The 13248-nt window shown below is 60.9% G+C and carries 11 protein-coding genes and 1 pseudogene; 3 read left to right on the top strand and 9 right to left on the bottom strand.

Features of this window, described 5'->3' with window-relative positions; all coding sequences use genetic code 11:
• Positions 1–63 precede the first annotated feature (63 nt).
• Positions 64–1503 carry an ArnT family glycosyltransferase gene (locus tag BLU63_RS06195; protein ID WP_083375091.1) on the top strand — a complete coding sequence of 480 codons (1440 nt, stop codon included), beginning with the start codon at positions 64–66 and terminating at the stop codon, positions 1501–1503.
• Here the strand turns inward: BLU63_RS06195 and BLU63_RS06200 are convergent.
• Positions 1454–2317 carry a phosphatase PAP2 family protein gene (locus BLU63_RS06200; RefSeq protein WP_083375092.1) on the bottom strand — a complete coding sequence of 288 codons (864 nt, stop codon included), beginning with the start codon at positions 2315–2317 and terminating at the stop codon, positions 1454–1456. The genes BLU63_RS06195 and BLU63_RS06200 overlap by 50 nt on opposite strands.
• 26 nt (positions 2318–2343) lie before the next feature.
• On the bottom strand, positions 2344–3015 hold the full coding sequence (gene pmrG / locus BLU63_RS06205; protein ID WP_083375093.1) for a lipopolysaccharide core heptose(II)-phosphate phosphatase PmrG: 672 nt from the start codon (positions 3013–3015) through the stop codon (positions 2344–2346).
• Between the two features lie 398 nt (positions 3016–3413).
• Here pmrG and BLU63_RS33700 point away from each other — a divergent pair.
• Together BLU63_RS33700 and BLU63_RS33705 are read left to right on the top strand one after the other, a co-directional pair.
• Positions 3414–4340 (top strand): annotated as a pseudogene (locus tag BLU63_RS33700) (methyl-accepting chemotaxis protein); the annotation flags it as partial.
• A gap of 144 nt (positions 4341–4484) precedes the next feature.
• The gene (locus tag BLU63_RS33705; RefSeq protein ID WP_408003734.1) at positions 4485–5198 is read left to right on the top strand and encodes a methyl-accepting chemotaxis protein; all 714 of its coding nucleotides are present in this window, start codon (positions 4485–4487) and stop codon (positions 5196–5198) included.
• A 117-nt stretch (positions 5199–5315) separates the two neighbouring features.
• Here the strand turns inward: BLU63_RS33705 and BLU63_RS06215 are convergent, their stop codons facing one another.
• From BLU63_RS06215 to BLU63_RS06245, 7 genes are all read right to left on the bottom strand, one after another.
• Entirely contained in the window at positions 5316–5684 is a 369-nt protein-coding gene (locus BLU63_RS06215; RefSeq protein WP_083375095.1) for a glyoxalase superfamily protein, read from the bottom strand.
• Positions 5685–5804: 120 nt separating this feature from the next.
• On the bottom strand, positions 5805–7262 hold the full coding sequence (locus tag BLU63_RS06220; RefSeq protein ID WP_083375096.1) for an N-acyl-D-amino-acid deacylase family protein: 1458 nt from the start codon (positions 7260–7262) through the stop codon (positions 5805–5807).
• A 1-nt stretch (position 7263) separates the two neighbouring features.
• Entirely contained in the window at positions 7264–8124 is an 861-nt protein-coding gene (locus BLU63_RS06225; protein ID WP_077747344.1) for a MurR/RpiR family transcriptional regulator, read from the bottom strand.
• A gap of 15 nt (positions 8125–8139) precedes the next feature.
• Positions 8140–9489, bottom strand: a complete 1350-nt coding sequence (locus BLU63_RS06230) for a GntT/GntP/DsdX family permease (RefSeq protein ID WP_010463705.1) — start codon at positions 9487–9489, stop codon at positions 8140–8142.
• 182 nt (positions 9490–9671) lie between these two features.
• Positions 9672–11117, bottom strand: coding sequence for a SulP family inorganic anion transporter (locus BLU63_RS06235; protein ID WP_083375097.1), 1446 nt, complete (start codon positions 11115–11117; stop codon positions 9672–9674).
• A 205-nt stretch (positions 11118–11322) separates the two neighbouring features.
• The gene (locus tag BLU63_RS06240; protein ID WP_083375098.1) at positions 11323–12216 is read right to left on the bottom strand and encodes an NAD-dependent epimerase/dehydratase family protein; all 894 of its coding nucleotides are present in this window, start codon (positions 12214–12216) and stop codon (positions 11323–11325) included.
• A 103-nt stretch (positions 12217–12319) separates the two neighbouring features.
• Positions 12320–13231 (bottom strand): LysR family transcriptional regulator, encoded by a 912-nt coding sequence (locus tag BLU63_RS06245; RefSeq protein ID WP_077747341.1) that lies wholly within the window; start codon positions 13229–13231, stop codon positions 12320–12322.
• Positions 13232–13248 lie beyond the last annotated feature (17 nt).

Genomic DNA, 13248 nt, shown 5'->3' on the forward strand with positions numbered 1-13248 from the left:
TCATTAAGCATTCGCACCGTATGCTCGGGCTTCCCGGTCCACCTGCTCGGTAGCCAGAAGCCTATGTCGCGTCCCGCCACTTCACTGTTCCTGCTGGCCGCCCTGCTGTTTTTCTTTGCCTTGGGCAATCATCAACTGCAAGGGTCCACCGAGGCCCGGGTGGCCGGGATCGCCATGCAGATGCACTTGGACAACGACTGGGTGACGCCCCGTTTGTTCGGCGAACCGTTTCTGGAAAAACCACCTTTGAGCTTGTGGCTCGATGCCGGCGCCATCCGTGCATTTGGCGGCACGCCGTGGGCGGTGCGACTGGCCTCGGCGTTCGCCGGGCTGTTCAGCGTGATGCTGTTGTACGCGATGCTGCGGCGGATCGGCCGGTCCAAGGCGATTGCCTGGACGGCGGGAATCTTTCTGGCAACCATGGCCAGTTATTGGAGCAACGTGCGCGGCGTCGGTGAAGACGCGTTGCTCGCCCTCGGCGTGACCCTGGCGTTGCTGGCGTTCTTTCAGGGGCAACGTCAATCGACGCCCGGCAACGCGCTGCTGTTCGCCTCGGGAATCGCTATCGCCACACTGAGCAAAGGCGTCCTAGGCCTGGCGATGCCGGGCGTGGTGATTTTCGCCTATCTGCTGGCCGAGACCTTGATGGACAGGCGCCTGAAAATCCACGACTGGTTGCGTCCCGGTTTACTGACACTGGCTGGATTGATCCCGCTGATGATTTGGCTCGCCGTGCTGTACCAGCATGGTGGCGCGCAGGCCGTGGGGGAAGTGCTGCTGACCAACAGTGTCGGGCGCTTCAGTGGATCCTTCGTCGAGGCCGGGCATTACGAACCGTACTACTACTACCTGGCCAAGTTGCCCCAGGCGTTTCTGCCGTGGAATATTCTGGTGTACCTGGGGCTGTGGCATTTTCGCAAACGCCTGATGGCCAATCGTTACTTGCTGTTTTTCACCCTGTGGATCGTGGCGCAGTTTGTGATGCTGACATTGGCGTCGAGCAAGCGCACGGTGTATCTCATGTCGATGACGCCTGCGGCGGCGGTGATTGCGGCGGAGTATGCGGGCGTTCTGTTCGAGCGGCTGAAGATGCGCGAAGGGGCCTCGAACCTTTTGGGGCACATCGCACGGCATCGACGCGGCGCAGCCGTTGGCGTGATCGCGTTGGTGATTGGCAGCTACCTGGCCGCCGCTCAATGGGCGCTGCCCCATGCGGACCGCAAACTGTCCTTCCTGCCGTTGACTGCACAGATCCAGACGATGCAGGCCAACGGGCAACACATCGCCCTGTTCCAGGCCAACGAACGGGTGGGCGGTGCCAGCGTGTTCTACACCCGACAAGTGCTCAAGGGCCTGAACACCGAGGCGCAACTGCATGAGTTTCTGGCGGCCTCACCCACCAACGTGGCGGTCATGTCTGGTGAAATCGAACCGGCCGCGCCGTTGAAAGTGCTCAAGAGCATGAAGGTGGGGCGTCAGGCTTACTACTTTGTGAACCAATAAGCGGCTCGGCGTGCGGCGCTTCAGCCTTTTGCAGCACCGGCATCTCCAGCAGCGCTCGTCCGTAAAATGGCAACGCCGTCAGCAAACAGGCCAGCCACACGAAGATCCCGGCCCAAAAGGTGTGGGACATGTAGTGCCAGCCTTGCAGGACACGTGTCGTGCCATAGACGAAACCGAGCAGCAACGCTCCGTACATCAGCGCCTTGGAGTAGCGCCAGCGGTAGCGGCGAGCCACGAAATACAGCGCGAGCATGGTAAAACCGCCGGAAGCATGGCCACCCGGCCAGCAACGGCCATCACCGGCCTCCCTGAACAGCTGGAAGTTGTTGTACCACTCCACGTGGGGCAATTTCCCACCGTAGAGGGTTGTTTCGATCGGGCAGTACACGCTGGTGTGCGCCTTGAGGAAATGGATCACGCCGGTGCAGATGGCAAATGCGAAGACGACGAACAGAAAATCCCGACGATGTTCGTTGGCAAATCGCAACACCGATGCCGCCTTGCTCCGCTCCAGAAAACCACCGAGGCGAGGATGCTTTGAAGTGTTGATCAGCGGCCAGACAAACGACAGCATCGCACCGATCAAGGCAATCTCGGCGGTCCAGTTCGGAATGATGCGCGCCCACTTGTGGGTGAGCTTTTCGAAGAAGTGAACCTTGTCGAGCGGGAAGATCTGAGCGACCGGATCAAACAGAAGATTACTGAAGGCGATGTCGATCCGGGTCATGTCGAACATCAGGAAAACCAAGGCCGCGCAGGCCAACGGGATACCGAAGTTCGCCCAGTAAAAGCGGTTGCGGGAAGAAGTCAGCATCGTCTGTCCTGATACAGAGGAAAATTTCATTCGGTGGTCACCGAACGCCAGTCAGAGGCTTCAATGAAGCCGAGCATTTTCGGTGTCAGAGGTTTTCTGGCGGAAATAAACAATGAAGCGCCATAACCGAGCGTGGAGGTCGACACCTTGAGGTCTTTTTCAAGTTGCGCCATGCATTCGCTGTGGGTCACCAGGATCAAATTGCGACCCGCCACTTTGTGCGCCAGGGCATCGCGCAGCATCGTGCCCTTGCAGCTCACCAGCCAGTCCTCGCCCACACCGACCTTGTTGAACATGTAGCCGGCCGTCTGTGACGTGCGCATCATCGGACTGTTGTAGATATCGGTCTTGTCCAACCCCAACTGTTCGAACCGCGCACCGACACTGACCGCGACGCTGCGCGAGCGATCGGTAATGCCATCGTTGCCACTCAGGCACGCGGCTTTCGAGTGATCGCAGCGCTCGACATGGCGGACCAGCACGATGACGTCGCCTTTGGCCCATTCGGTGGCCAACGTTCGTGCGCCGGCCACATTGCCATGGGCCAGGTCAGGCACAGCGGCCGGCTGCAACAGCCATACGATCAATGGAGTGACCAGCAGCGCCGAGGCCAGCACCACTACGGTGTTTCGATGGCGGGTCAAACAGCTCAGGTTAATTGAGCGTTTTATCCCGAACAGACTCAGTCTCAATTCCACATCAAGCCGCCTCGCCGGCATGCACCATTGTTATTCGAAGCCGCGAGGGTAGAGAGGCGCGCGTCGGCAGCCGGTGAAACCCATGTGAAAAAAAGCTTAAGCCGCTCACAAAAACCTTGTTACAGAATCAGTCCGACAAAAACCTTTCAGCTCTCGCGATTGCTGCCGATACAGGCCTGCTACACACCCTTGCTGGCACCTAAAAAAACAACAATCTTCCAGCCAACTGACGATCGAAAGCGCAACGTTCCTGGAGGAATTTGATGAATAGCTGGTTCGGCAACATCAGCGTGAACATGAAACTGGGCCTGGGGTTCGGCCTGGTCCTGGCACTGACCTGCGTACTGGCCCTGACCGGCTGGACGAGCCTGGGCGGGTTGATTGACCGCAGCAACTGGATGAGCGACATCACCCAGCTCAACTCCGGCTTGACCAAGCTTCGTGTGGTTCGCCTGCAATACATGCTGACCAACGGCGACGAAACCGCCGCTCAGAACGTACAGACCACCCTTGACGCCTTTTCCGCTCAGCAACAATCGCTGTTGTCGAAGTTCAAGAGCCCGGAAAACCTCAAGCTGCTCAAAGAGCAAGGCACTTACATCGACGCTTACAAGACGTCGCTGAACAAAATGCGCAGCGCCTACCGCACCGGCAACAGCGCCCGCGACACCATGGCCGCCAATGCTGAAACAGCCAGCACGCTAATCGACGCCATCAGCACCCGCGTGCAACAAATGCCCCTGAGTGACCAGCGTTTCGAACAATTCCAGGCCGTCACCACCGCCAAGGAAGCATTCATCCTGGCCCGCTACGAAGTGCGCGGCTACACCGCCACCACCAATGCCGAGACCGAGCAAAAAGCCGTCGCCCAACTGGATTCAGCAATTGCCAGCCTGAAGCCGCTGAACGTGCATTTCGCCGAGACCCAGCAAGATGCCCTGCGTCAGCTGGAAACCGCACTGGGCAATTACCGCAGCGCGTTGATCGCCTATAAAACCGCCAACAGCGATGCCGTGCAGGCGCGCAAGGAAATGACCGACCAGGGCGCCGCCATCGTGACCCTGAGCGAGCAGCTGTATCAGATCCAGCTCGACCGTCGCGACGCCGAAAGCGCCCAGGCGCGCACACTGCAGTTGATCAGCACATTGCTGGCATTGCTGGTGGGCATCATTGCAGCCGTGATCATCACCCGTCAGATCACCGGCCCGCTACGCGACACCCTGGCCGTGGTCGAACGCATCGCCAGCGGCGACCTGTCCCAAGACGTCAAAGTGACGCGCCGCGATGAACTCGGCGTGTTGCAGCAAGGCATCGCACGCATGGGCGTGACCCTGCGTGACTTGATCAGCGGCATCCGCGACGGTGTGACCCAGATCGCCAGCGCTGCCGAGGAACTGTCCGCCGTCACCGAGCAAACCAGTGCCGGCGTCAACAGCCAGAAGATCGAAACCGATCAAGTGGCCACCGCCATGCACGAGATGACGGCCACCGTGCAGGAAGTCGCGCGCAATGCCGAAGAAGCCTCCCAGGCCGCAGCCGCCGCTGATGGTGAAGCCCGCGAAGGCGATAAAGTGGTCAACGAAGCCATCGCCCAGATCGAACGCCTGGCCACTGAAGTGGCGCGCTCCACCGAAGCCATGAGTGTGCTGCAACAGGAAAGCGACAAGATCGGCAGCGTCATGGACGTGATCAAGGCCGTCGCCGAACAGACCAACCTGCTGGCCCTCAACGCCGCCATTGAAGCCGCGCGCGCCGGTGAAGCCGGTCGTGGTTTTGCGGTGGTTGCCGACGAAGTCCGTGGCCTGGCCCAGCGCACACAGAAGTCCACCGAGGAAATCGAAGGCCTGGTGGCCGGTCTGCAGAATGGCACCCAACAAGTGTCGACCGTGATGAACAACAGCCGCGCCCTGACCGACAGCAGCGTGGCCCTGACCCGCAAGGCTGGCACGTCGCTGGAAAACATCACCCGCACGGTGTCCAACATCCAGTCGATGAACCAGCAGATCGCTGCCGCCGCCGAGCAACAAAGCGCCGTGGCCGAAGAAATCAGCCGCAGCATCATCAACGTGCGCGACGTGTCGGAGCAAACCGCCGCCGCCAGCGATGAAACGGCCAAGTCCAGTGTTGAGCTGGCGCGGTTGGGGAATCAGTTGCAGATGATGGTCAGTCACTTCAGGGTTTAAAGCACCGCCGCTCTCCAGCCCCGCAGAAGCCCTTTAAATAAAGGGCTTCGTCATTTTTACGGAGCGTTTATCCGTCCGTAACGCTCACGGGTGATTTGGAGGAACTGATGAAGCTTTTTACAGGCAGATCGCGTTGGTAAACACCAACCGGTTGCCGAACGGATCACTAATGGTCATGTCCTGGCTTCCCCAGGGCATGGCCTGGATCTGCGGGTGCGAAAACGGATACGCCTTCGCCAGCAGTTGCTGCTGGAAGGCCTCGAGCTCATCGGTCTCGATGCGCAGGGCCGAACCCGGCGTGCCGTCGCCATGGTGCTCGGACAGGTGCAGCACGCATTCGCCACGGGAGACTTGCAGGTACAGCGGGGAATTCGGCTCGAAGCGATGCTGCCAGTCGACGGTGAATCCCAGAAAGTCGACGTAGAATTCCAATGCCTTGGCCTCGTCGAAAATCCGCAGGATCGGGGTGGTTTTGCCGAAGCTCATTGGGTTGCTCCCTGACTGAAAAGACACCCGTTGAAGTTGGGCTGGATGTCAGCGCTTCGGCTTGGCGCTGACATTCTTTAATCGCAATGTGCCATCACTGTGACGTATTTCTCGGAATCACTACTGAAACCCGTCACGCAAATCCCCTTCCCGCGCCAGAAACCGCCCTTCCCGTTTCCCGTTCGCCTGGCCATCGCTGTAACTCAACACGCCGTTGACCCATACACCTTCAATCCCCTCGGCCGCCTGTTGCGGGTCACTGAAGTCCGCCACGTCGCGAATGCTCAGCGGATCGAACAACACCAGGTCCGCCCAATGCCCTTCACGAATCTCACCCCTTTGCTTCAAGCCGAAACGCGCCGCCGACAATCCGGTCATTTTGTGTACGGCGGTATGCAGCGGAAACAGGCCGACGTCGCGACTGAAATGTCCAAGCACACGTGGGAAAGCGCCCCACAAGCGCGGATGCGGGAACGGATCTTCCGGCAATCCGTCGGACCCCACCATCGACAAGGGATGGGCAAGGATTTTTCGCACATCGGCCTCGTCCATGCCGTAGTACACCGCGCCGGCCGGTTGCAGACGGCGTGCAGCATCAAGCAACGGCACGCTCCATTCGGCGGCGATGTCCATCAAGTCGCGGCCGCCCAATTCCGGGTGTGGCGTGGACCAGGTGATGGTGATGCGATGGGCGTCGGTGACTTGCTTGAGGTCCAGGGTCGAAGAACTCGCCGCGTAGGGATAACAATCGCAGCCCACCGGGTGAGTTTTCGCCGCTTCCTCAAGCGAGGCCAGCAATTGCGGACTGCGCCCCCAGTTACCGGCCCCCGCGCATTTGAGGTGGGAAATGATCACCGGGGAGTTCGCATGCCGGCCGATCTGGAACGCCTCGTCCATCGCCTCCAGCACCGGTTCGAATTCACTGCGCAAATGGGTGGTGTACACGGCGCCGAACGCCGTCAGCTCTTCAGTCAGTTGCATCACTTCGTCGGTGGACGCCGAGAACGCGCTGGCGTAGGCCAGACCGGTGGATAACCCCAAGGCGCCCGCCTCAAGACTTTCACGCAACTGCTCGCGCATCGCGCTGATTTCATCAGGCGTGGCGGTGCGAAATAGGTCGTCGAGATGGTTGCTGCGCAACGCGGTGTGGCCCACCAGCGCGGCGACGTTCAGCGTAGTGTTCGCCGCTTCGACCGCTGCGCGGTAAGCGCTGAACGTCGGATAAGCGAAGGCTGCCGAGGTGCCGAGCAGGTTCATCGGATCGGGCGGATCGCCACGCAGGCTCACCGGTGACGCGCTGATCCCGCAGTTGCCGACAATCACCGTGGTCACGCCCTGGCTGAGTTTGGGCAGCATCTGCGGCTGGCGGATCACCACCGTGTCGTCATGGGTGTGCACGTCGATAAAACCCGGCGCCAGCACGCGGCCGGCAGCGTCGATTTCCTCGCGGGCGGTCGCCTCATGCAAGTCGCCGATGCGCGCGATGCGGCCGTTCTGAATCGCCACATCGGCGGGGTAACCGGGGCTGTTGCTGCCATCGATGACCAAAGCGTTGCGGATCAGCGTGTCGTACATCATGTCAGTCTCCCAGCGGCAAACGATCGTCGCCGCCGCGGTAATCGTCCAGGGCGAGTTTGATCCGCCGCAGACGTTCTTGATTGTCTTCAGGGTTGGCCAGCGCGAGCTCGGTGGCAAGCACGTCGATGGCCAGCAGCATGCCGTAGCGCGCCGCCGTCGGTTTGTAGATAAACGAGGTTTCGACGCCTTGCAGCGGCAGCAGCACATCGGCCAATTGCGCCAGCGGTGAGTCGGCCCGGGTGATGGCGATAATCCGTGCACCGTAGTTGCGGGCCAGTTCGACGGCGTCGATGAGTTCGGGGGTGATGCCGGTCAGCGAGCAGGCAATGACCGCGCGTTCGGCATCAAGGCTGGCGGCGGTGACGCGCATCATCACCGGGTCGTGGCACGCCGCAATCGGGTAGCCAAATCGCACCAGCCGCACTTGCAGCTCATCGCTGCACAAGGTTGAACAACCGCCCAGGCCGAATGCATGAATCATCCGCGCCTTGCCCAGCAGTTTCACGGCATCGGCGAACCGCGACTCGTCGAACGCCGACAGATGCTGACGCAGGGTCGACTCGATATCGCCGACGATCTGCCCATAGAACGCCGACTGATCCGGCGTCCCCGCCGGGTCAAGGAAGCGGCTGCCGACGCCGCTGGCCTGGGCCAGTTGCAGGCGCAGATCACGCAGGTCGCGACAGCCCACCGTGCGGGCAAACCGCGACAGCGTGGCGGTGCTGACCTCCGCCCTCTGCGCCAGCTCATCGAGGCTGGCGGCGGAGGCAAAGCCGACGTCGTTGAGCATCAGCCGCGCGATGCGTCCTTCACCGGCGCTGAAGGAATCCTGGCGGGCGCGGATCTGGTAGAGGATGTCCATGGCAGGCGGCTCCGGTTAGATCAGGTAAGAAAGACCCACGGTCAGCGCGAAAGCCACCACCGAAATAATGGTTTCAAGCACCGTCCAGGTCTTGAAGGTCTGGGCAACGGTCATGTTGAAGTATTCCTTGATCAACCAGAAGCCGCCGTCGTTGACGTGGGAAAAAATCACCGACCCGGCGCCGGTCGCCAGCACCAGCAACTCGGGGTGCGGATACCCCAGACCGATGGCCACCGGCGCGACGATGCCTGACGCGGTGGTCATGGCCACGGTGGCGGAACCGGTGGCGATCCTCATCAACGCCGCAAACAGCCAGCCCATGATCAGCGGCGACAGGTGAAATTCATCGGCCAGGCTGACGATCTGATCGGTGACCCCGGCGTCCACCAGGATCCGGTTCAAGCCACCGCCGGCGCCGACCAGCAAGGTGATGCTGGCGGTCGGCGCCAGGCATTCGTTGGTGAACTTGAGGATCGATTCGCGGCTGAAGCCTTGGGCGATGCCGAGGGTCCAGAAACTCAGCAACGTCGCCAGCAGCAGCGCGATCACCGAGTTGCCGATGAACAGCAGGAACTGGTTGAAACCGCTGCCCGGCGTGGAAATCAGGTTGGCCCAGCCACCGATCAGCATCAGCACCACCGGCAACAGAATGGTCGCCATGGTGATGCCGAAACCCGGCAGGCTGTCGCGCGGTTCGCGGTCGAGGAACTGGCGTTCCAGCGGGTTTTCCGCCGGCAGTTGAATGCGCGGCACGATGAACTTGGCGTACAAGGGACCTGCGATGATTGCGGTCGGAATGCCGATCAGAATCGCGTACATCAAGGTCTGTCCGACCGACGCCCCATACACCTGCACCGCCAGCATCGCGGCCGGGTGCGGCGGCACCAGCGCATGCACCACCGACAAGCCAGCGACCATCGGTAAACCGACCATCAAGATCGACACGCCAACCCGCCGGGCCACGGTAAAGGCGATCGGCACCAGCAATACAAAACCGACCTCGAAGAACAGCGGCAGCCCGACCAGAAAGGCGATGCAAACCATCGCCCAGTGCGCGTTCTTCTCGCCAAAACGGTCGATCAAGGTCCGCGCCACCTGCTCGGCACCGCCGGACTCGGCCATCATCTTGCCGAGCATCGTGCCCAGCGCCACCACCAGGGCAATGTGCCCCAGGGTTTTGCCAACCCCGGCCTCGTAAGCGCCGACCACCCCGGACGCTGGCATGCCCGCCAGCAGCGCGAGGCCGATGGAGACCAGGGTAATGACAATGAACGGATTGAGTCGGTAACGGGCGATCAGAACGATCAGGGCAATGATGGCGATGGCGGCATACACCAACAGCCAATAGCCGAAGGACAGGGTCATGCGGTACTCCTCGAAAGGGTCACGTCGAATGGATTGTGAAACTCTTAAATCATTTCGAGGCGTGACATTCAAACGAGGTGAAAGTTATTTTCGTGCAGAGGTAAGGGATGTCGCGCAGAGGTATGCCAGGTCGGTGGATATGAAAATCAGGCAGGCGGATTTACATCGCGCCTGCGTTGATTTCAGTCGTGATTCACGCGGGCACGTTTGAGCAGCTTCTTGCAGCGCTCGGACAAATGCAGCACCCGCAGATGCTTGCCGGCCTTGGCGTAGCGTTCACGCAAAGTCTTCAGAGCGGCGATGGCCGAATAGTCGACAAAACTCAGGTGGCGGCAGTCGATGGTCACCACTGGCGGATCGTTGGCGGGGTCGAACTGATTGAGAAACGGCGTAGTCGAGGCAAAGAACAACGTGCCATGCAGGTGATAGTGCTTGCTTCCGTCAGCTTCGAGATGAGCATCGGCATACAGCTCGCGCGCCTGCTGCCAGGCAAAATTGAGCGCCGCGATGATGATCCCGCACAACACGGCAGTGGCCAGGTCGGTGAACACGGTGATGACTGTGACCGCCACAATCACCAACACATCGTTCAGCGGCACCTTGTTCACCACCCGCAACGACGCCCAGGCGAACGTTTGCTGCGACACCACAAACATCACGCCGACCAGCGCGGCCAACGGGATGCGCTCGATCAGCGGCGACAGAAACAGAATGAACAGCAGAATCAGCACCCCGGCCACCACCCCGGACAGCCGGCCACGACCACCGGAACTGAGGTTGATGACGGTCTGACCGATCATCGCGCAGCCACCCATGCCGCCAAAAACCCCCGAAACCATATTGGCCGCGCCCAACGCCACGCACTCGCGATCAGGGAAGCCACGGCTTTCGGTGATCTCATCGGTGAGGTTCAGGGTCAGCAGGGTTTCCAGCAGGCCGACCAGCGCCATCAAGATCGCGTAGGGGGCGATGATGCGCAGGGTGTCCAGGCTCCAGGGAATGTCTGGCAGCGCGAACGTCGGCAAGCCGCCGGCGATGTGCGCCATGTCGCCCAAAGTGCGCGTCGGCAGGCCCAGCAGATACACCGCCAGCCCGACACTCAGGATCGCCACCAGCGCCGGCGGCACGGCACGCGTCAGGCGCGGCAGCAGGTAAACGATCGCCATCGTCAACACCACCAACCCGGTCATCAGGTACAACGGCGTGCCACTGAGCCAGGTTTCGCCATCCTTGAAGTGTTCGAGTTGCGCCAGCGCAATGATGATCGCCAGGCCGTTGACGAACCCAAGCATCACCGGGTGCGGCACCATGCGCACCAGTTTGCCAAGCCTCAGCAGCCCGAACGCCAGCATGATCAGGCCACCGAGCAACACGGTCGCGAGCAGATACTGCACGCCGTGTTGCACCACCAGCGCGACGATCACCACCGCCATCGAACCCGCCGCACCGGACACCATCCCCGGCCGTCCGCCGAAAAGCGCGGTCAGGGTACAAATGATGAACGCGCCGTAAAGCCCCATCAGCGGATTGAGGTGGGCCACCAACGCGAAGGCAATGCATTCGGGGAGCAGGGCGAAAGAAGTGGTGAGTCCGGCCAGGACATCGGCGCGCAGACGTTTTGGTTTCATGGAGAATCGAACACGACAGGGAGAGAGGGTGCGGATGTTACGGAATCGGGGGCGACCCGGCCAGTTGTCGGGTTGCTGAAAACGCAATCGCGAGCAGGCTCGCTCCCACAGTGGATGTCCGTTACACACAAAATCTGTGTCCAATGAAGATCAAAATGTGGGAGCGAGCCTGCTCGCGATTGCAGCGACGCGGTCTAAAGCGAACTCAAACCATCTCGTCCCGAATCCATTCAACCACCGACGTCCGCTTCGGCACCCAGCCCAGCAATTCACGCGCATGCTTGCCGCGCACCCGGCTGTTGGAGCCCAGGCCATAGTTGGCCATTTCATAACCCCATTCGGCTTCGGCGTCTTTCAACGGCCAGTCTTGCGCCTTGCCCAGTTTCAGCGCTTCAGCCATGGCCGTGGTCATGTCGATGAAGGACGCTTCACCGCTTTCGACGAAGTAGAACGTCCCCGGGACGTTTTTGGTCAGTGCCAGCAGATACAGGGACACCACGTCTTCGATGTGTACGTTGGACCAGATGTTCTGACCCGTACCGACATGTCGGACCACACCGCTTTTACGCGCCTGTTTGAGCAAGCGCGGCAATTGCACGCTGTCGCGATTGACGCCCAGGCTGTGGCCGTAAATCAGGGTGTTGCAGATCACGGCCGAGTTCACGCCGTCTTTCGCCGCGGCGAGGATCAGGTTGTCGATGGCCACGCGGGCAGCCTTGTCGACGGTCGGTTCCGGCAGGTTGTCTTCGAAGTAGATGACGTCACTGGCTTTACCGCCGGAGGCATCGCCGACGATGCTCGAACCGCTGGTGTGCAGGAACACTTTGTGGGAGCCGCGCAACGCATTGAGCAAGGCTTCCACCGCGCCACGATGGTCGCTGCTGGCAGCGTTGATCACGGCATCGGCGGCGCGGGCCTGTTCAGCCAATAGTGCGCTGTCGTCAAGAGTGCCGATCACCGGGATGATACCGATTGCGCTCAGTTCAGTGGCTTGGTCGGCGTTGCGAACCAGGCCGGTGACTTTATGGCCCGCCCGGACAAGACCGGTGGCAATGGAGCCGCCGATGAAACCAGCAGCGCCGGTAACGAATACGTTCATGGAGAAACTCCCTGCGTGAATAAGTGATGCACTGAGTATCGAGGACCGTCCCGTGGTGAAACAGACCCGCTGACCCAAATCACTCTTGCGCAGGGATCACGAATCAGCCTGTGAAGTTCGCATTCGCATAAGCCGCCAACTTGCCCTGAATGAAGTCCAGGAAGCATTGAATGCGCAGGGCCAGTTGCGAGTTGCGGTAGTACACCGCGTTGATCGGTTGGCGATAGCCGCTGTTGAAATCCGCCAGCAGCACCTGCAACCGACCGGCACGAATGTCGTCGATCGTCATGAAGTGCGACAGACAGGCAATGCCCTGGCCTTCCAGCGCCAGGTGCCGGATCGTCTCGCCGCTGGAGGCGCTGATCGATGCCTGAATCGGCCAGCGATCACCGTGCACATACCGTAGCGGCCACTGGTTGAGGCCCTCGTTCTGGGTAAAGCCCAGCAACGCATGCCCGGCCAGGTCTGCAACCGCCGTTGGCGTGCCGTGTTGCTCAAGGTACGCCGGGCTGGCGAGGATGTGCAGCGGGCTGCAACCCAGTGAGCGTGCGTGCAGGGTTGAATCGGCCAGTGCGCCGATGCGGATGGCGATATCGGTGCTTTGTTCGAGCAAGTCGATGATCAGGTCGTTGCTGTTGAGTTCGAGCTGAATGTCGGGGTAGAGGCGGCGGAACTCGTCGATGTACGGCACGATGGCGTGCAGCATGAACGGCGAGGCGGCGTTGATCCGCAGACGCCCGGACGGGGTTTGCTGGCGTGAGGTCAGGCGTTCTTCGAGCTCGTCCATCTGATCGAGAATCAGCTTGGCGTGCTCGAAGAAATACTTGCCCTCCTCCGTCAGGTCCATGCGCCGCGTGGTGCGGTTGATCAGCGTGGTATCGAGCTTGGCCTCCAGCCGCGACAGCGTACGGCTGACCGCCGAAGGCGTCTGCCCAACCTGTTCGGCCGCCGCGGAAATCGACCCGCACTCAATCACGCAGACGAAAATCTGCAACTCATCGGATCTGGCTTTCACGGACGCCCCTCATCGAT

The organism is Pseudomonas mandelii (assembly GCF_900106065.1).
GTDB classification, from domain to species: Bacteria; Pseudomonadota; Gammaproteobacteria; order Pseudomonadales; family Pseudomonadaceae; genus Aquipseudomonas; species Aquipseudomonas mandelii.